This is a genomic window from Puniceibacterium sediminis, assembly GCF_900188035.1.
Classification (GTDB): Bacteria; Pseudomonadota; Alphaproteobacteria; order Rhodobacterales; family Rhodobacteraceae; genus Puniceibacterium; species Puniceibacterium sediminis.
The window spans coordinates 122,631-140,773 of sequence record NZ_FZNN01000011.1 but is presented as its reverse complement, the minus strand read 5'-3'; the positions used below and the strand labels follow the sequence as shown (position 1 = coordinate 140,773).

At 62.2% G+C, this 18,143-nt stretch carries 18 protein-coding genes; 6 read left to right on the top strand and 12 right to left on the bottom strand.

The window, feature by feature from the left end; all coding sequences use genetic code 11:
- Positions 1-54 precede the first annotated feature (54 nt).
- The 7 genes from scpB to CHB75_RS13100 all read right to left on the bottom strand — a co-directional run bounded on the left by scpB (position 55) and on the right by CHB75_RS13100 (position 8,896).
- Positions 55-735, bottom strand: coding sequence for an SMC-Scp complex subunit ScpB (gene scpB / locus CHB75_RS13130; RefSeq protein ID WP_089271180.1), 681 nt, complete (start codon positions 733-735; stop codon positions 55-57).
- Between the two features lie 74 nt (positions 736-809).
- Positions 810-1,607 (bottom strand): segregation and condensation protein A, encoded by a 798-nt coding sequence (locus tag CHB75_RS13125; protein WP_089271178.1) that lies wholly within the window; start codon positions 1,605-1,607, stop codon positions 810-812.
- Positions 1,600-2,610: a glycoside hydrolase family 3 N-terminal domain-containing protein gene (locus tag CHB75_RS13120; protein ID WP_089271176.1), complete on the bottom strand. Its 1,011-nt coding sequence runs from the start codon at positions 2,608-2,610 to the stop codon at positions 1,600-1,602. The genes CHB75_RS13125 and CHB75_RS13120 overlap by 8 nt, the downstream gene beginning before the upstream one ends.
- Positions 2,607-3,629, bottom strand: coding sequence for an SPOR domain-containing protein (locus tag CHB75_RS13115; RefSeq protein WP_089271174.1), 1,023 nt, complete (start codon positions 3,627-3,629; stop codon positions 2,607-2,609). The genes CHB75_RS13120 and CHB75_RS13115 overlap by 4 nt, the downstream gene beginning before the upstream one ends.
- 78 nt (positions 3,630-3,707) lie before the next feature.
- A complete protein-coding gene (gene argS / locus CHB75_RS13110; protein ID WP_089271172.1) occupies positions 3,708-5,453 on the bottom strand; it encodes an arginine--tRNA ligase in 1,746 nt (581 codons plus the stop codon).
- A gap of 192 nt (positions 5,454-5,645) precedes the next feature.
- Complete coding sequence (locus tag CHB75_RS13105) at positions 5,646-7,466, bottom strand: cation:proton antiporter (RefSeq protein WP_089271170.1); 1,821 nt, start codon at positions 7,464-7,466, stop codon at positions 5,646-5,648.
- A gap of 269 nt (positions 7,467-7,735) precedes the next feature.
- The gene (locus CHB75_RS13100) at positions 7,736-8,896 is read right to left on the bottom strand and encodes a deoxyguanosinetriphosphate triphosphohydrolase (protein ID WP_089271168.1); all 1,161 of its coding nucleotides are present in this window, start codon (positions 8,894-8,896) and stop codon (positions 7,736-7,738) included.
- A 111-nt stretch (positions 8,897-9,007) separates the two neighbouring features.
- Here CHB75_RS13100 and CHB75_RS13095 point away from each other — a divergent pair, with 111 nt between their 5' ends.
- Positions 9,008-9,331, top strand: coding sequence for a HesB/IscA family protein (locus tag CHB75_RS13095; protein WP_089271166.1), 324 nt, complete (start codon positions 9,008-9,010; stop codon positions 9,329-9,331).
- A 136-nt stretch (positions 9,332-9,467) separates the two neighbouring features.
- On the opposite strand, the gene CHB75_RS13090 is transcribed toward CHB75_RS13095, so the two are convergent.
- The 3 genes from CHB75_RS13090 to CHB75_RS21680 all read right to left on the bottom strand — a co-directional run bounded on the left by CHB75_RS13090 (position 9,468) and on the right by CHB75_RS21680 (position 12,754).
- A complete protein-coding gene (locus CHB75_RS13090; RefSeq protein ID WP_089271164.1) occupies positions 9,468-10,358 on the bottom strand; it encodes a DMT family transporter in 891 nt (296 codons plus the stop codon).
- A complete protein-coding gene (locus tag CHB75_RS13085; protein WP_089271238.1) occupies positions 10,355-11,428 on the bottom strand; it encodes a DUF6902 family protein in 1,074 nt (357 codons plus the stop codon). The genes CHB75_RS13090 and CHB75_RS13085 overlap by 4 nt, the downstream gene beginning before the upstream one ends.
- A 63-nt stretch (positions 11,429-11,491) precedes the next feature.
- Complete coding sequence (locus CHB75_RS21680) at positions 11,492-12,754, bottom strand: DUF6749 family protein (protein WP_176439132.1); 1,263 nt, start codon at positions 12,752-12,754, stop codon at positions 11,492-11,494.
- A gap of 378 nt (positions 12,755-13,132) precedes the next feature.
- Here CHB75_RS21680 and xth point away from each other — a divergent pair, with 378 nt between their 5' ends.
- The 4 genes from xth (at position 13,133) to grxD (ending at position 14,810) form a co-directional block, all read left to right on the top strand.
- Positions 13,133-13,915, top strand: a complete 783-nt coding sequence (gene xth, locus CHB75_RS13075; RefSeq protein WP_089271163.1) for an exodeoxyribonuclease III — start codon at positions 13,133-13,135, stop codon at positions 13,913-13,915.
- Positions 13,916-14,074: 159 nt separating this feature from the next.
- Positions 14,075-14,317: a BolA/IbaG family iron-sulfur metabolism protein gene (locus CHB75_RS13070; protein ID WP_089271161.1), complete on the top strand. Its 243-nt coding sequence runs from the start codon at positions 14,075-14,077 to the stop codon at positions 14,315-14,317.
- Positions 14,318-14,320: 3 nt separating this feature from the next.
- Positions 14,321-14,455, top strand: coding sequence for a hypothetical protein (locus tag CHB75_RS22370; protein ID WP_281253218.1), 135 nt, complete (start codon positions 14,321-14,323; stop codon positions 14,453-14,455).
- A complete protein-coding gene (grxD, locus tag CHB75_RS13065; RefSeq protein WP_089271159.1) occupies positions 14,448-14,810 on the top strand; it encodes a Grx4 family monothiol glutaredoxin in 363 nt (120 codons plus the stop codon). Before CHB75_RS22370 ends, grxD begins: the two co-directional genes overlap by 8 nt.
- Positions 14,811-14,928: 118 nt before the next feature.
- Here grxD and CHB75_RS13060 read toward each other — a convergent pair whose 3' ends face one another.
- On the bottom strand, positions 14,929-15,330 hold the full coding sequence (locus CHB75_RS13060) for a cell division protein ZapA (protein ID WP_089271157.1): 402 nt from the start codon (positions 15,328-15,330) through the stop codon (positions 14,929-14,931).
- Positions 15,330-15,890, bottom strand: a complete 561-nt coding sequence (locus tag CHB75_RS13055) for a hypothetical protein (protein WP_089271155.1) — start codon at positions 15,888-15,890, stop codon at positions 15,330-15,332. The genes CHB75_RS13060 and CHB75_RS13055 overlap by 1 nt, the downstream gene beginning before the upstream one ends.
- Before the next feature lie 239 nt (positions 15,891-16,129).
- Here CHB75_RS13055 and tkt point away from each other — a divergent pair, with 239 nt between their 5' ends.
- Positions 16,130-18,112 (top strand): transketolase, encoded by a 1,983-nt coding sequence (tkt, locus tag CHB75_RS13050; RefSeq protein WP_425439502.1) that lies wholly within the window; start codon positions 16,130-16,132, stop codon positions 18,110-18,112.
- Positions 18,113-18,143 lie beyond the last annotated feature (31 nt).

The following is an 18,143-nucleotide window of genomic DNA, read 5'->3' as shown; positions in this document are numbered from 1 at the left end:
CCCAAAATTGTACGAAAATTCCGCCGTAACGGAGTGTGTTTCGTAGGGGACTTTTCAGTCCTCGAACAGCTCGCTCTGGCCTTCGTCGATGGATTCTTCGGCATCTGCATCGCCTTCCCCGCCCAGGGGAATGGTGCCGGGGAGTGGTCGGTTTTCGAGCAGGCCGGCGGCGCGGAGTTCCTTGAGGCCCGGCAGGTCGCGGGCTGATTCAAGTCCGAAGTGGTCGAGAAATTCCTGCGTCACCACAAATGTCACCGGGCGGCCCGGGGTCATCTTGCGACGGCCAAAACGGATCCATTCCATTTCCAGCAGCTGATCCACCGTCCCACGCGACACGGAAACGCCACGGATTTCTTCGATCTCGGCGCGGGTGACGGGGGCGTGATAGGCGATGATTGCCAGGGTCTCGATCGCGGCGCGGGACAGCTTGCGCGTCTCAACCGTTTCTTTTTGCATGAGAAAAGACAGATCCGGCGCAGTGCGAATGGCCCATGCATCGCCCACCCGGACGACATTGACGCCGCGCCCTTCGTAGCGTTTGCGCAGGTACACCAGTGCCTCGGCGGCGTCGCAGCCATGGGGCATACGGTCATTGAGTTCACGCACGGTGACGGGTTCGGCGGTGGCGAAAAGGATCGCTTCGACCATGCGTTCCTGCTCGCCCATGACGGGGGCGTCAAACAGGCTGGACTTGTCCGGCTGGTCAGCGGAAGGGGCGGTTTGGTCAGCGGACATGGCGTCTGGAACCCGTATGGCAAGCGTATGGAAAGCGTATGGCTGGCGTATGGCTGCACGGCCCGTGGGGTGCATCAGTCATTGCGCCGCTCCGCCCGCCGCATTTCAATCGGCGCAAAGAGTTCGGACTGGCGCAACTCGGCCTTGCCCTCTTTCACCAGCTCGAGCGAGGCGGCAAAGGTCGCAGCGGTGGCCGAGCGCCATTTGACCGGGTCGGTGTCCCAGCCGTCGGGCAGGTAAGACGATATGGCGGTCCAATTGCCGGCATAGCCGATGAGGCCGCGCATGCGGGCGAGTGCTTCTTCCATCGTGTAGACCGAATCCCGGTCCATCACGAAGGGGCGGAATTCGTCGCGGGTGCGGATGCGGGCATAGCCCTGCATGAGGTCCAGCAGCGATGCGGTATAGCGAACGGCGCGGACGCGTTCGACCTCCTGGCTTTCGCCCCGGGCAAAGAAGTCGCGCCCCAGCCGGTCGCGCCCCATCAGCCGGGCGGCGACGTCGCGCATCGCCTGAAGGCGTTCGAGCTGAAACGCGAGGTGTGCGGCAAGGTCTTCGCCAGAGGGGCCTTCCTCGCTCGGGTCGGGGGGCAGCAGCAGGCGCGATTTGAGGAAGGCGAGCCAGGCGGCCATCACCAAATAATCGGCGGCGAGTTCGATGCGCAGGGCGCGCGCCTCTTGCACAAACGCCAGATACTGACGGGCAAGGTGGAGCACGGAAATCTTGCGCAGGTCGACCTTTTGGGTGCGGCTGAGCGTCAGCAGCAGGTCAAGCGGCCCCTCAAACCCATCGACGTCGACAATCAGCGCCTCGGCGGCGAGACGGTCAGCGACGCTTTGGGGGTCGGGTGTAAAAAGATCCTGATCAGTCATCCGCGCGCTCTTTGGGAAGCGCCTCAAGCTGGGCCGCGAGGGCGGCTATGTCAACCTCGGGTGGTTGTTTGCGGGCGGCAAGTGCGGCTTCGGCCCGCATCTGCGATGTTTCTGACAGGGTGCCGATCTGATCCATGAGCGGCGCCATTTCGGCCATCACACCGTTGCAGTGCAGGATGACATCGCAGCCCGCGTTGAGAGAGGCCACGCCACGTTCCTGGATCGTTCCAGAAAGTGCCTGCATCGAAATATCGTCGGTCATGATCAACCCGCCAAAGCCCAGATCGTCGCGGATCATCGCCATCATGCGGGGCGAGATGGTGGCGGGCTGCGGGTCGTAGGCGTCATAGACCAGATGCGCGGTCATCCCCAAAGGCAGGTCGCCAAAGGGTTTGAAGGCGGCGAAATCGATCGATTGCAAAGTTTCGGCGTCGGCAGTGATACGGGGCAGATCAAGGTGGCTGTCGAGCTGGGCAAGGCCGTGGCCGGGTATGTGTTTCACCACCGGCAGCACGCCGCCGTCCAGATGGGCCTGTGCCACGGCGCGCCCGACCGCAACCACCTGTGCGACGGTTTCACCATAGCAGCGGTTGCGCAGAAAGCGGTGGGTTTCGGGGCGGGCGACATCCAGCATGGGAGCGCAGTTGCCATCAATGCCAAGCGCCAGCAGTTCCGCGGCAATGATGCGATAGCGCAGGTACATGGCGCAGTCTGCCGCTGCGCCGTATTGTGCCACATGGTCCAGCGGCGCGGGCCATTCGGTTGCCAGCGGCGGGCGCAGGCGCTGGACGCGGCCGCCCTCCTGATCGATAAAAATAGGAACGTTCCAGCCGACGCTGTCGCGCAGATCGGCGCAGAGCGCGCGGATTTGGTCAGCGTCTTCCAGATTGCGGTTGAAGAGGATGAACCCAAAGGGGTTCACCTGACCGAAGAATTGCCGTTCAGCACCGGTCAGAACCGGACCGGAACAGCCGAGGATCGCGGCCCCGAACGGGGCCGTCACCGGGTGACCACGGGAATGCAGTCGGCATTTTCCGAAACGAAAGCCGAGCAGAACCGGCGCGCATCCGACAGATCGGTAAAGCCATGCACGCGCAGGCGATAGAAGACCCGCCCGCCCGAGGTGGCGCGCTGGATTACGCGATCCTTGCCATCCATGTAATCGCCAAAGCGGGCCTCAAGCCGGGTCCATTCACTGAGCGCGGTTTCGGCGCTGTCAAAGGCGCCAAGCTGCGCCAGACGGGTGCCGACGGGGAGTGAGTCCGGATCGATATCCTTTGTCGTGTGCACGACGGGGGCCATCGGGGCCAGCGACGCGGTCTGTTGCAACCCGACGGGGCGCAGTTTGGGGCGCAGGGACCGTGCCAGACCGGCGATGGCCTCGGGGATGGCCTGGGCCAGAGCGTCACCGATGGCGCTGTCGATGGCGTTGTCGAAGGTATCCTCTTCGCTCGACTCATCGGCTACGGTGGCACCGGTATCGGATTGCTCATCGTCTGCGGTCATCGGCTCGGGCATAGTTCCCGCCATGGCCGCACCGACAAGGGGCGCGTTGCCGTCAGCGATCTGGTTCGCCAGCGACTCGACCAGATTACCGCCGGTTTCAGTCGGGTCTTCGCCCAGCCGCGCCGAGGTGTCCGCCACGCGCGGCCTGTCGGGATCAGGGGCCACGGCGATGCCGGGCGCCACATCTTCGTCCGACAGCGTGATGGGGCGCGGCGCAAGGATCAGGCGGTCAGCCGGATCGGCGGCGATGCCATTGCCGGCCACATCGTTGACCGACAGGCCCTGATGATCTGCGGATTCGCCACCGGGATCTTCGGGCGCGATGCGCATCGGTCCCTCAGACGCCTGAACGATCGGCACGCCACTGACATCACGCATGACCACGCGTGTGCCCCAAACGCCGACGCCGACCAGAAGGCCAAGCGATATGGCCGCCCCGGCCCAGTTCGTGAGCATGGTGAAACTGGGTCTGGTTCGCGCCCTTGCCGAGGGTCCCGAATAGGTGAAATCTGCCATGTCGCCTCTCTGCACGCCGCGGATCGGAATCCGTGGTATCGCTCTTGCTCTGCCTCGACCGGCGACGGCGCGCTTTGGTCAGCGCATCTCTTCTGCCGGTGTGACGCCAAGGATACCAAGACCTGCGGAAATAACAACCGAGACTGCCCGCGCGAGGGCGATTTTCGCCTGTGACACGGCCGGGTCGTCATCCTGCAGAAAGCGCAACCCGGGTTCGTCATTGCCGCGATTCCAGAGCGCGTGCAGATCCGAGGCCAGTTCATAGAGGTAAAAAGCCACCCGGTGCGGTTCATGGGTGCGGGCCGCAATTTCGATCAGGCGCGGCCATTCGGCGAGCTTGCGGGCGACGGCCAGCTCGGATTCGTGGGTCATGGCGCCGAGGTCCGCCTGCGACAGGGCGGCGTCGGTGACATCGATTTCGGCGGCGGCAGCCTTGCGCAGGACCGAATTCACCCGGGCGTTGGCGTACTGGACATAGAACACCGGATTTTCGCGGCTTTGTTCCAGAACCTTGGCAAAGTCGAAATCAAGCGCGGCATCATTCTTGCGTGTCAGCATGACGAAACGGGTGACGTCAGGACCGACCTGTTCGACCACATCCGAAAGGGTGACAAAGGTGCCCGCGCGTTTGGACATCTTGAACGGCTCACCGTTCTTGAACAGCCTGACCAGCTGACAAAGCTTGATATCCAGCGGAACAGTCCCGTTCGAGAGCGCCGAAACGGCTGCTTTCATCCGCTTGACATAGCCGCCGTGATCGGCTCCGAATACATCAATGAGCTGGTCGAAGCCTCTGGAAACCTTGTCATAATGATAGGCGATGTCGGGCGCGAAATAGGTCCATGACCCATCCGATTTCATGATCGGACGATCCACGTCATCGCCATGTTCCGTCGACTTGAAGAGCGTCTGTTCGCGTGGTTCCCAATCTTCGGGCTTCTTGCCCTTGGGCGGTTCCAGAACACCGCGGTAGATCAGCCCCTTGGCGTCGAGATCAGCGATTGCCTCTTCGATCTTTCCGGTACCGTACAGCGACTTTTCCGAGAAGAAGACGTCCATCACAACGCCGAGCGACTTCAGATCCGCGCGGACAAGATCCATCATCGCATCGGTTGCATAGTTGCGCACGTCTTCGAGCCAGATTTCTTCGGGCTGGTCTATATAGGCTTCGCCGACCTTATCCTTGAGCGCGGCACCAACCGCGATCAGGTATTCGCCGGGATAGGTGCCATCCGCGAAGGTGACAGGCTTTCCATGCGCTTCGAGATACCGAAGATAGACCGACCGGGCGAGCACATCGACCTGAGCGCCACCGTCATTGATATAGTATTCCCGGGTGACATCGTATCCGGCATAGGCCAGCAGGCTTGCCAGAGCGTCGCCAAAGACCGCGCCGCGGGTGTGGCCCACATGCAACGGGCCGGTGGGATTTGCGGAAACATATTCAACATTAACCCGCGCCCCCTGCCCCATGTCAGAGCGGCCGTAGCCTGTACCCTCTGTCAGAACGGCGCGCGCAACCTGTTGCCATACAGCCGGGGCCAGACGCAAGTTCAGGAACCCGGGTCCCGCAACGTCGACCGCGACGACACGCTCATCGGCCAGAAGAATGGGACCAAGCGCTTCGGCAATGTCACGCGGTTTCATCCCTGCGGGTTTGGCCAGCACCATGGCGGCATTGGTGGCCATGTCGCCATGCAGCGGGTCACGCGGCGGTTCGACCGTCACCGGGCCAAGTTCCAGACCTTCGGGCAGCTTGCCCTGTGCCTGAAGTTGCGCAATTGCGGATGCCACGAGGCTGCGGATGTCGGAAAAGAGGTTCATTGTCGCCGTCCTGTCTGTTGGCCCGGGTTTATCACGGCAAGGTGCGGCGTCAATGCCGGGCATCCCGCACGCGGGTTACGGGGAGGTGGACGCGGTCCCGGGGTTCTTTTCATTCAAAATACGGCCGCAGGAGGCGGTGTGGACACAGAGGTGTCAGCACACCGCCCGAGAGAAAGCTCCCGGACTGCGGCGTCAGCTATCCTTGCGTTCGGGCCGCGCGGGCGTGATCGACAGCAACCGGACACCCACCCCGCTGCGCGGTTCGTCCTTGGGTCCAAGGAAGCGCAGCGCGCCGTTGCCGGTGCCGAGGTCGGCAAGGACGGTGCCGTCTGGATGGGTTTCGCGCCATTTTTCAAGGGTGAATTCCTCGGTCAGTTTGGTCACGCGGAATTCGCAGCCCTCAATGATGCGGGCATTGGCCTTGTTGTAGGTGTCATCCGGGCCGAACGGGCGCCCGCCAAGCGTGACCGGCAGGGCGTGGCGCGTGCTTTGTTCCTTGGCGCGGCGCAGCTGATAGACGTTGTCACGCCCGTATTCAGGGCCAAGGTCAGTGGCGACAAGCGTGTTATAGGCATCGTTGTCGGTGGCCGCGACGATCTGTTCATAGCGCACGAGGTCAAGCCGGTCTTCGGCAACCTCGGAGAGGATATCGCCAAAGAACGTCTCGATCCCCGCTTCGCGCGCGCTGCGCAGGTGCGAATGGTTCGGGTCGGCGATGATGACGGGAAGCTCCATCTTTTGCAGGGCCTTGGCCAGTGCGACCGACCAGCGCGACCCACCCACGATCAGCACGCCGGGACGGTCGGCCGCGTTCAGCCCCAGCCAGCGCGCCATCGGGCTGAGGGTAAAGCCGTGCAGCACCACGCTGGCCGCGACCAGCGCAAAAGCGAGCGATGAGACCTGCGCGCCATCTTCGATCCCGATGGCCGCCAGCCGTTCACCGAAAAGGCCAGCCACGGCCACCAGCACCACGCCGCGCGGCCCGGTAAAGGCGACGAGGATACGTTCGCGCCAGGGCACGTCGGAAAACGCCAGCGATGCCATGACCGACACCGGACGCGCCACCAGCATCAGAACGACCACAAAGCCCAGCGTGCGCCAGTTCATCGCCAGCAGGGTTTCGCGGCTCATGTCGGCGGCAAGCAGGATGAACACGCCCGACACCAGTAATACCGTGGCATGCTCCTTGAAACGGCGGATCTCGGTAAAGCTGGGCAGGTCGGCATTTGCGATCCACAGACCCATCAGCGTGACAGCCAGCAGGCCGCTTTCGTGCAGCACCGCGTCCGATATGGCGAAAACGCCCAATACGACAACGAAAAGCACCGGCACCTTCATGTATTCGGGCACCCAGGCCAGCCGGAAGGCACGCGCCACACCATAGCCCGCCGCGACGCCCATGACGCTGGCGGCGACGATGCCTATGATCATTTCCCAGACGGCGGCGCCTGCTTCGGCCTGGGTTTGCAGCACCATGATGACCTCAAACGCCAGCACGGCGGCAAGCGCGCCGACCGGATCGTTCACGATCGCCTCCCACTGCAGCAGGGCGGCGGGACGACGGCGCAGGCGGGCCTGACGCAGCAGCGGCGCGATCACCGTTGGGCCCGTGACGATGAGAATGCCACCGAACACCGCCGATGTCTGCCAGCTGAGGCCCGCCACATAGTGCAGTGTCAGCCCCGAAAGCAGCCAGCCGAGCGGCGCGCCGATCACGACAAGACGGCGAACCCCGGTTGAGGCATCGCTGAGAGAATGGAAATTGAGCGTCAGACCGCCCTCAAACAGGATGATGGCGACGGCGATGGCGATGATCGGGCTCATGATGTCGCCAAAGTCGCGGCTGGGGTCAAGAAAGCCCAGCACCGGGCCGACGATCAGCCCGGCGAGCAGCATGAGCACGATGGCCGGCATCCGCATCCGCCATGCCAGCCACTGAGAGCCGACGCCAAGCGCACCCACCAAAGCGAATCCAAGGACCGGGTCGATGCCCGCCAGTTCCGAAGTTGCCATCTGCTGCCTTTGTCCTATCTGCCGCGCGGAGCGGGCCATGATGCGTCGCCGGACCTCTCTATAGTCGGTGCCGGGTGAACCCGCCAGCCTGTACGATCCTGCCGGAAAGGCAAGCGGTCATGGGATGCCAGGAATGTTTTGCAGTCTGGACAGCCACTGTTGCCGGACCCGTGCATACCGATGGGCCCGGCCAAGGGACCTTGGTTGCGAACACCCGATAGCGCCGTCAGATTCCCCGGAGACTGGAGCATGACCCGCGCCCAAGCGGGTCAGTACCCGGTATCAAGGATATCCATGCCGGTCAGGCGTGTGTGCTGTTGCAGGGCGAAACGGTCGGTCATGCCGGCGATGTAATCCGCCACCAGCCGGGCAAGGCCCGCATCGCCGTCGGCGGCGGCAATGTCGTTATGCCAGCGTTGGGGCAGTTCCTGCGGGTGCGCCATATAGAGCGGGAACAGGTCGTTCACGACTTTGGTCACCTTTTCGCGCTGCTCCATCACGCTGGGCGCGCGGTACATGTGATGGAACAGGAATTCGCGGATTTCGCGGATGCGGGCCCAGGTTTCGGCGGAAAAGGCGATGACCGGGCGGCCCAGATCGCGGATCTGCTGCGCGTCGGTGCAACCCGCCGCCGCAAGCTGCGCGCGGGAGGTGTCGATCACATCCGAAACCATCGCGCCAAAGACCCGGCGCAGCGCCTCGTGGCGGCGACGATAGGACTCGAGGCCGGGATATTTGGCATCGACCTCGGCGTAGGCCGCGCCGACCATCGGCAGTTCGGCAATCTGGTCTTCGGTGAACAGCCCGGCGCGCAGCCCGTCGTGCAGGTCGTGGTTGTTATAGGCGATATCGTCAGACAGGGCCGCGACCTGCGCCTCGGCGCTGGCGTGGGTGTGCAATTCCAGGTCGTGCAGCTGGTCATATTCGGTCAGCGCATGGGGCAGCGGCGGCAGCACCGGACCGTTGTGTTTTGCAATGCCTTCAAGGGTTTCCCAGCTGAGGTTCAACCCGTCGAATTCGGCATAATGCCGTTCAAGCGAGGTAACGATCCGCAGGGCCTGCGCGTTGTGATCGAAGCCGCCCCAGGGCTGCATCAGCAGGTCCAGCGCGTCTTCGCCGGTATGGCCGAACGGTGTGTGACCCAGATCATGGGCCAGCGCGACGGCTTCGGTCAGGTCGGTGTTGAGCTTCAGCGCCCCGGCGATGGTGCGGGCGACCTGCGCGACCTCGATCGAATGGGTCAGACGGGTGCGGTAAAAATCGCCCTCATGTTCGACAAAAACCTGTGTCTTGTGTTTGAGGCGGCGAAAGGCCGAGGAATGGATGATCCGGTCGCGGTCGCGTTGAAAACACGAGCGAAAGGCGCTTTCTTCTTCGTCATACAGCCGCCCGCGGACGCGGTTCGGGTCGCAGGCCTGTGGCGCGCGCATATTTTTATCCTGTGCCTCTGGCCGGTGGTTAACGTCCGGTCCTTGTCGGTTGTCCCGCGCATACGTATATTAGAGACAACCACGGAAAGAAACACCATGAGAGGACTGGTCATGCAACTGCCGCCCAAAGTCACCGAACGCGCATTCGCCCGGCTGGCCGAGATTGGCGCGGATGCCGACGGCAAGGTGCTGCGCGTCGCCGTCGAAGGCGGCGGATGTTCGGGATTCCAGTACGAGATCAAGCTTGATGTGCCCGAAGACGACGATCTTGTCCTGAGCGGTCAGGGGCAGAGCGTTGTCGTCGACAAGATATCGCTTCCGTTCCTAGCGAACGCGGTGATCGATTTCACCGAAGAGCTGATCGGCGCGCGGTTCGTGATCGAAAACCCAAATGCAACCGCCTCCTGCGGCTGCGGCACGAGCTTCTCAATGTAAGTCTGCCTCGCCTGCGGCCCAAAGCCTCCGGCGGGCGTATTTAGGGACAGGTGAGAACCGAGCGCCTTTGACCATTTCATCTGTCCGAAAATACTCCGGGGAGTGTGAGGGGCTGGCCCCTCACTGTCGAACCGGTTCAGGCCTGCGCCGCGGCTGAGGTTTCGCGCGGCATATGTTCTGCCATCACCAGCCAGAGCCCCGAGGCAATGACCAAGGCCACACCTGTCAGACTGCCGATATTCGGAACCTCGCCAAAGGCGACAAAGCCGATCAGCACCATCCAGACAAATTGCAGGTTCATCAGGGCCGTTGCCACATAGGCGGGCAGCAGGCGCAGGGCGATTGTCACCACCCAGCGGGCGCCAAACAGGAACAGTGCGTAACACGCGACCCAGCCGAAGTCGGTCAGGCTCATCGGGCGCCACACAAAGGGCAGCGCCAGCCCCATCACCACCAGAATGGCAAGGTTGGGATAGAAGACCTGCGCCAGCGCGTTGGTTTCGATCCGCCCGATGTGGCGCGCGCAAAGCATGGAACCGGTCCCGGTCACCGCCGCCATCAGCGCCCAGGCATGTCCGGGCTGTGCGGCGGAAAGGCCGTCGGGCATCAGGCAGAACAGACCCAGCGTGCCAAGCCCCAGTGCCGCCACCGCTTCGCGGCGCAGCGGTTCGCCCAGTGTCGGACCGCTGAGGATGGCAGCGATCACCGGCATAAGGGCGATGAACAGGAACACATCCGCGAAGGGCAGCGAATGGAACGCCTTGAAAAACCCGATGCAGGCCAGAACCGTCAGACCCGATCGCAGGGCCATGACCCGGGGGGCGCGGGTGCGCAATCCCCCTGCCCCGGCGCGTGTTGTGCGGCTTGCCGTCCATGTCAGCGCCAGCACCATCGCCGCGGACAGGGCGAAGAGTTGCGGTGCCGCGTAGCCCTGGGAGATCAGCTTGGTGATCCCGTCCGCGCCCGAGATCATCAGCGTGTACAGCGCGACGAGAGCCGCCCCGAGCGGAGCGGCGGCCGTCTTCATGCAGATACTCCGATCTGATCGACACGGGCAAAGCCGTGAAAGAAGGCTTCGAACTGGGAGTCTTCTTCGGCGCGGCACACGACGTTCATGGCCTCTGGTGACAATTGCGCCTCCATCAATCCGCGCATCCGGGTCCAGTCGCCGGAACGGGCCTCTTCCATCCGGAACATGCATTCCGAAATTTCGCGAAGCGGTGCGCTGCGCAGGTCAGAGCGGTCAAACCGCATCCGGCCCGGGCCGATGGCGGCCTTGAAGATCGGCGCGCCGGTCACCGCCTGATGCCAGTGGCAGACCAGGAATTCGTGGTAGTCGTCATTCACACTGACATATTCGTCATTGGTCACTGTAAAGAGGTGCGTTTCGCGGTCGAGCCAGTCGGTCCAGAGGTTTGGCACCTCTTCGCCCGCAAAGGCCATGGCGACGCAGATTTCGGCCAGCAGGTCGGCGTTCTGGTCAAGATAGGCCAGAAGACCGGCGAAATGCAGGCTTGTACGGGCCCCCGCATCCAGTTGCGGATCGTGGCGGCCATACTCGCTCAGGTAAAACACGGCGTGGGTCAGCTCGTACGCTGCTTTCTTGTTGGGCAGCGTAAAGGTCTGTGAGCGGTTGATAAAATCACGGACCCGGTCGTTCAGCCCGCTGTCAGTGGGGAGCGGATCGCGGCCCCGGCGTGCCATCAGGCGGCGCGCTTCCATGCGCTGGAGGTCGGACAGTTCGGCCTGTGCAAGGTTCTGATCCACGGCCCAGTCGACCAGCTGCGCGCCCTTGTTGCCGGGCATGCCAAGATCTTCGAGGTCAAGTGTGATGGACAGAAGGAAGCGGTAGTACTGCGGGAAGAAGCTGAGGCGTTGTTCGACAGTATCGTAAAATCCCTGGTGGGCAGAGAGAGCGCCCTGTGACAACTCAGAGCCGGTGCATTCCAGGATGTTCAGGACTTCGGCGTTTTCCTTGAGCCAGAAGACGTCGTCACCTGTCCGCCGGTCGAGGGCGAAGCTCGCGAGAAGCGCGCCGTAACGCGCATCTTGCGGGGACAGTCGGGGGGGTACGTTCAGTTGGATGACATTGTTCACGGTCATTTTCCCTTGTCTATTACAGGCAGGGCCGACGGCCCGCCCCGATCTTTGCGCGATGTCTTATGAACCGGAGGTGAAGAGCGCAGTGCCTTCGCCAGCCACGGACTTGGCAGCCTTCTTGGGTGCGGAGCCGGAAGTGAACATCTCGACCGCGTCGCCGGTGGTTGCCTTGGTGCCAGCAGGAGCCGAGCCCGAAGTGAACATCTCAACCGCGTCGCCGGTTGTCGCCTTGGTGCCAGCAGGAGCCGAGCCCGAAGTGAACATCTCAACCGCATCGCCGGTTGTCGCCTTGGTGCCGGAAGGTGCGGAACCCGAAGTGAACATCTCGACCGCGTCGCCGGTGGTCGCCTTGGTGCCAGCAGGTGCCGAACCCGAGGTGAACATCTCAACCGCATCGCCTGTGGTCGCTTTGGTGCCGGAAGGTGCGGAACCCGAAGTGAACATCTCGACCGCATCGCCGGTTGTCGCCTTGGTGCCAGCAGGAGCCGAACCCGAGGTGAACATCTCAACCGCATCGCCGGTTGTCGCCTTGGTGCCGGAAGGTGCGGAACCCGAAGTGAACATCTCGACCGCGTCGCCGGTGGTCGCCTTGGTGCCAGCAGGTGCCGAACCCGAGGTGAACATCTCAACCGCATCGCCTGTGGTCGCTTTGGTGCCGGAAGGTGCGGAACCCGAAGTGAACATCTCGACCGCATCGCCGGTTGTCGCCTTGGTGCCAGCAGGAGCCGAGCCCGACGTGAACATCTCGACCGCGTCGCCGGTGGTCGCCTTGGTGCCGGAAGGTGCGGAGCCCGAAGTGAACATCTCGACAGCGTCGCCGGTGGTTGCCTTGGTGCCAGCAGGAGCCGAGCCCGAAGTGAACATCTCGACCGCATCGCCGGTTGTCGCCTTGGTGCCAGCAGGAGCCGAGCCCGAAGTGAACATCTCGACCGCGTCGCCGGTGGTCGCCTTGGTGCCAGCAGGTGCCGAACCCGACGTAAACATCTCGACAGCGTCGCCTGTGGCTGCTTTGCTACCGGAAGGCGCGGACCCTGATGTAAACATTTCGACTGCGTCGCCGACCGAAGCTTTGGTGCCTGCAGGTGCAGAACCGGACGTGAACATCTCGACCGCGTCGCCGCTCAGCGTCTGGCTGGAGCGTGGTGCGGAACCGGATGTGAACAGGCCGGTTGCATCGCCGAGAAGCGCATCGATCGATGTGGCCGGAGCGGAGCCGGAAGTGAACAGATCGCAGGCCTCGCCGCCATGCAGGCTTGCCGATTTGGTGCGTTCGGAGACGTTAACGAAGTGTTGAATGTTGGTGAGCTTGAGTTGTGCCGACATGGTGAACCTCCAGGGGTTTGGGTGATGCTAATTTGCCTCTTAACGCTTGCACGTCGAAATTGATTGGCAAAATCATTTTTCTCGACATGCGTGTTATCAACCGCTCTTATCCACATGAATTCAGTGACTTAGAGGTTAGATCCTGCGAGTTTTCCCAAAGTTATCCACAGCCCCAAAAAAAAGTTTTTGGGCGACACAAAATGGTACAAAAGTGACCCTGACCTGCCTCACATCAGCGTCTTGAATCTCCGGAATCCGGACAGGAGAATCACAAATTGACCCAAAATTAACGACTGGATTCCCAGAATGATTCGGATCGATGGCTTGTCAGTAATTGGTTGATCAGGGATAGATGCGCAGCAGCATCAGGGGGGCTCTATGAAAATCGCCAGTTTCAACATCAACGGTGTGAAGGCCAGAATTGAGGCCTTGACCACCTGGCTGGATGAGGCGCAGCCGGATGTTGCCCTGCTCCAGGAAATCAAATCCGTGGACGAAAACTTCCCCCGCGAGCTGTTCGAGGATCGTGGCTACAACGTGGAGACGCACGGTCAGAAGGGTTTCAACGGGGTGGCGATTCTGTCGAAACTGCCGCTGGAGGACGTGCGCCGCGGTCTGCCCGGGGACGAATCCGACGAACAGGCGCGCTGGATCGAGGCGGTTGTGATGGGTGATAGTCATCCTGTTCGGATCTGCGGGCTGTATCTGCCCAACGGAAATCCGGCACCGGGGCCGAAATACGATTATAAATTAGGCTGGATGAAGCGGCTTGAAACCCGCGCGCAGGAGATTCTGGCCGACGAAATGCCGACCCTGATGGCGGGCGATTACAACGTGATCCCCCAGCCTGAGGACGCCGCCAACCCCAAGGCCTGGGAAGAAGACGCGCTTTACCTGCCACAAACCCGCGCCGCATTCCGCCGCATCCTGAACCTTGGATTCACCGAGGCATTCCGCGCCCGCACGCAAGGCCCCGGGCATTATTCGTTCTGGGATTATCAGGCCGGTGCCTGGAACCGCAACAACGGCATCCGCATCGACCATTTCCTGCTAAGTCCCGCCTGCGCCGATATGCTGACAAACTGCGAGATCGACAAACATGTGCGCGGGCGCGAAAAACCGTCGGACCATGTGCCGGTCTGGGTCGATCTGGCTGCCTGAGAAACAGTGCCTAGCCATGGATCCGCGTCTGACGCCTGACGCGGGCGCATCCCGTGGTTTTGGAACGTGACAAAACCCACCTACCCCACGCCACCGCTTGCACCCACGCGGCGGCGCGCTTACATCTGCTAAAGACACAGGACAACGGAGCCCGGACCCATGGCCATTGAGGCACAGGAAATCGAAGACCTGATCCGCGCCGAATTTCCGGCGGCAAAGATCACCATCACCGACCTTGCGGGCGATGGAAATCATTACGCCGCCGAAGTGATCGACGAGTCGTTTCGCGGCAAGAACCGGGTCCAGCAGCAACGCGCGGTCTATGCCGCGCTCAAGGCGCAGATGGATGGCCCGAGCGGTGCGCTGCACGCGCTGGCGCTGACCACCAAGGCCCCGGACTGACCCATGGCCCTGCTTGCCGACACATGGCCGATCATAGGCGCCTTTGCCTTGGTCGGCGTTATCACTTACGGCGCACTTCAGCCCTATATACGCGCTGAGAAGAAGCGCCGCGAACGTATGGAGAAGATGGATGACTGATACCAAGACCCGCATCGAAGATCTGGTCAAAGCAAACGATGTCGTGATGTTCATGAAGGGCACCAAATCCATGCCCCAGTGCGGTTTTTCAAGCCGTGTTGCCGGCGTGCTGAACTACATGGGCGTGGAATTCGCCGATGTGAACGTGCTTGAGGATGCCGACATCCGTCAGGGCATCAAGGATTTTTCTGACTGGCCGACAATCCCGCAGCTTTACGTCAAAGGCGAATTCGTCGGCGGTTGCGACATCATCACCGAGATGACCCTGTCTGGCGAACTTGACCAGCTGTTCGAAACCAGTGGCATAACCTACGACAAGGACGCCGCGAACAAGATCCGCGAAGCCAACGGCTGATCACTGCGGACAAGATCGATTTGACGCCGCCCCATCCGGGCGGCGTTTTTCGTTTTGTGACAATGTTTCAGAGCGAGGCGCGTGTCAGTAAGCCACTCAGCACGCTGACACGAAGACACTAAGCCCGATCAGAGGATTTTTCTTCGATCTCTTCCGCCAGGGCTTCGGCCCTTGCGGCGATCTCGGCGAGGGAATCCGTGACTTCGGACGGGATCACCGGCACTTCGATACGTTCGGGTTCGGGGGCCGGTGCCTCGCGCAGGGCGCGCAACTCATCCTCGAGTCCCGCGGCACGATCTTCGCTTTCGCGCAGCTGATCCTCGAGGCTGGCCGTCTTGTCCGCCAGCATCAGACCCGCCATCAACAGCATCCGGGTTTCCGGGACACGGCCAATCTGGTCAACCAGCACCGATGCTTCGGTGTCGAGCATGCGGGCGGCCGATTGCAGGTACTGTTCTTCGCCTTCCTGACAGGCGACTTCAAAGGTGCGGCCGCCGATGTAGATAGGAACTTCGGGCATCAGGCGCTCTCCTCTGCCGGATTGTTGCTGGCCTCGACCAGAAGCGGTTCCAGCGCGTCAAGCACGGCACGGGCTTCGGCCGCCTCGGCTGTGCGCGCGGCGCGCAGGGATTCAAGCTCGGCCAGCATGGCCTTGTTGATCAGATTCGGTTCACCGACGTTTTCTTCCAACGCCGTGCGCAATTCCTGAATGGTGTTGACCAGCATGTCGTTGGCCCGGCGCAGGTGTTGCAGGTCCAGATCCAGCGCACCAAGGGATTCGCGTTGCTTGGCGACCTGGGCGTGCAGATCCTTGACGCCGCTTTCCTGTTTGGCGCGTACCGCGCTCAGCCGCTCTTCGAGCTGGGCATTGGCGACCTTTTCGTCGTTCAGCGCGTCACGCAGGGATTCCAGCTCAGCGGTATCAACCTCGGCGGTCGGCGCATCCGGCTCGGCCATCGGCACTTCGGGCTCAGGTTCCTCTGGCACTGGCGCTGGCGCGTTATCAAGAGCTTCGACGCCCTGCGCGATCCGGTCCAGCGCAGCAGTGATCCGCCGCTCCAGTTCTTCAATCTGGGTCATATTTTGCCCTCTGCTCTGCCTATCAAACCTGTTGCACCGGTATTCCCGCGAATCGCTCAGGCTCTGTTGGATGCAAGTTTACCAAGCCAAACGTGAAATTGCGCCCCCTTATGTGTCAAGGCCTTATGGGGCGCGCTTGATCTTCGCCGTCACGCTGGTATTGAGCATGCCGACACCCCTTAAAAGGACCGCTTCCCGTGGATATAGACGCGATCAAAGCCAAGAACCCCGAACACTGGATGAAGGCAGCCGCCATTCGCGCCCTGACGCTGGACGCCGTTGCCGCCGCAAAGTCCGGCCACTCTGGCATGCCGATGGGCATGGCCGACGTTGCAACCGTGCTTTTTGGCAATCATCTGAAATTTGACGCCGCCAACCCGACATGGCCTGACCGCGACCGGTTCATCCTGTCGGCGGGCCATGGTTCGATGCTGATCTATTCGCTGCTCTACCTTGTGGGCGATGCGGAAATCACGCTGGAAGAAGTCAAGAATTTCCGCCAGCTGGGTGCCCGCACCGCAGGCCACCCGGAAAACACCCACGCCACCGCGATTGAAACGACAACCGGCCCGCTGGGTCAGGGTATTTCCAATTCGGTCGGTTTCGCCATGGCCGAAGAGATCCAGCGCGCCCGTTTCGGTGCCAAGATCGTCGATCACTATACCTATGTCATGGCCGGTGACGGCTGCCTGATGGAAGGTGTGAGCCACGAGGCCATCGGCATCGCCGGACGCCACAAGCTGTCCAAGCTGATCGTGTTCTGGGACAACAACGACATCACCATCGACGGCAAGGTTTCGCTGTCGGACCGCAGCGATCAGGTTGGCCGTTTCAAGGCTGCCGGCTGGGATGTGCAGGAAATCGACGGGCATGATGCCGCGGCGATTGATGCGGCCATCACGGCGGCGAAAAAGACCGACACGCCGTCGATGATCGCCTGCAAGACGCATATTGCTCTGGGCCACGCGGCGCAGGATACGTCCAAGGGGCATGGCGCGCTGACCGACGCCGCCCAGATGGCCGCCGCAAAGGCCGTCTATGGCTGGACCACCGGCCCGTTCGAGGTACCCGCAGACGTCAAGGCGCAGTGGGAAGCGATTGGCGCACGCGGTGCCGATACCCGCCGCGCCTGGGAAGAACGCTTTGAGGCGCAATCCCAGACCAAGCAGGTCGAGTTCAACCGTCAGCTTGCCGGTGAAGCACCGAAAAAGCTGAGCGCGACGATCAAGGCGCTGAAAAAGCAGATTTCGGAAGCCGCACCTTCGGTGGCGACGCGCAAATCGTCCGAAATGGTGCTGGAGGTCGTGAACCCGCTGATGCCGGAAACCGTGGGTGGGTCTGCCGACCTGACGGGTTCGAACAACACGCTGACCAAGGATATGGGCGTCTTTGACGTCGAAAACCGTGGCGGGCGCTATGTCTATTACGGAATCCGTGAACACGGCATGGCGGCGGCGATGAACGGCATGGCGCTGCACGGCGGCGTGCGCCCCTATGGCGGCACGTTCATGTGTTTCACCGACTACGCCCGCCCCGCAATGCGTCTGGCGGCGCTGATGCAGGTGCCGACGGTATTCGTGATGACGCATGATTCCATCGGTCTGGGCGAAGACGGCCCGACCCACCAGCCGGTCGAGCATCTGGCGATTTCACGCGCCACGCCCAACACCTATGTGTTCCGCCCCGCCGATACGGTGGAAACCGCTGAAGCCTGGGAAATTGCGCTGACCACGACCACAACGCCGTCGGTGCTGGCGCTGTCGCGTCAGAACCTGCCGACAGTGCGCACGACGCACAAGAACACCAACATGGTGGCGCAGGGTGCCTATGTTCTGGCCGAAGCGGAAGGCAAGCGTCAGGCGATCCTGATGGCGACCGGTTCCGAAGTGTCCATCGCCCTGGCAGCACGCGACATCCTGCAGGCCGAGGGCATCGGTACGCGGGTCGTGTCCATGCCCTGCTGGGAGCTGTTCGAGGCGCAGGACGAAGCCGTGCGCAAGCGCGTCCTGCCTGCGGGTCCGGTTCGGGTCGCGATCGAGGCAGGCGTTCAATTCGGCTGGGACAAGTGGCTGTCCGGCGAACGTGGCAAGGCCAACAAGTCGGCATTTGTCGGCATGCAGGGCTTTGGCGCCTCTGCCCCGGCGGAAGAGCTGTACGAACACTTCGGCATCACCGCCGAGGCGGCAGCGCAGAAGGTTCGCGATCTGATCGCTGGCAAGTAAAGACGCTATACCTGTTCGCCCAGCGGCAGGA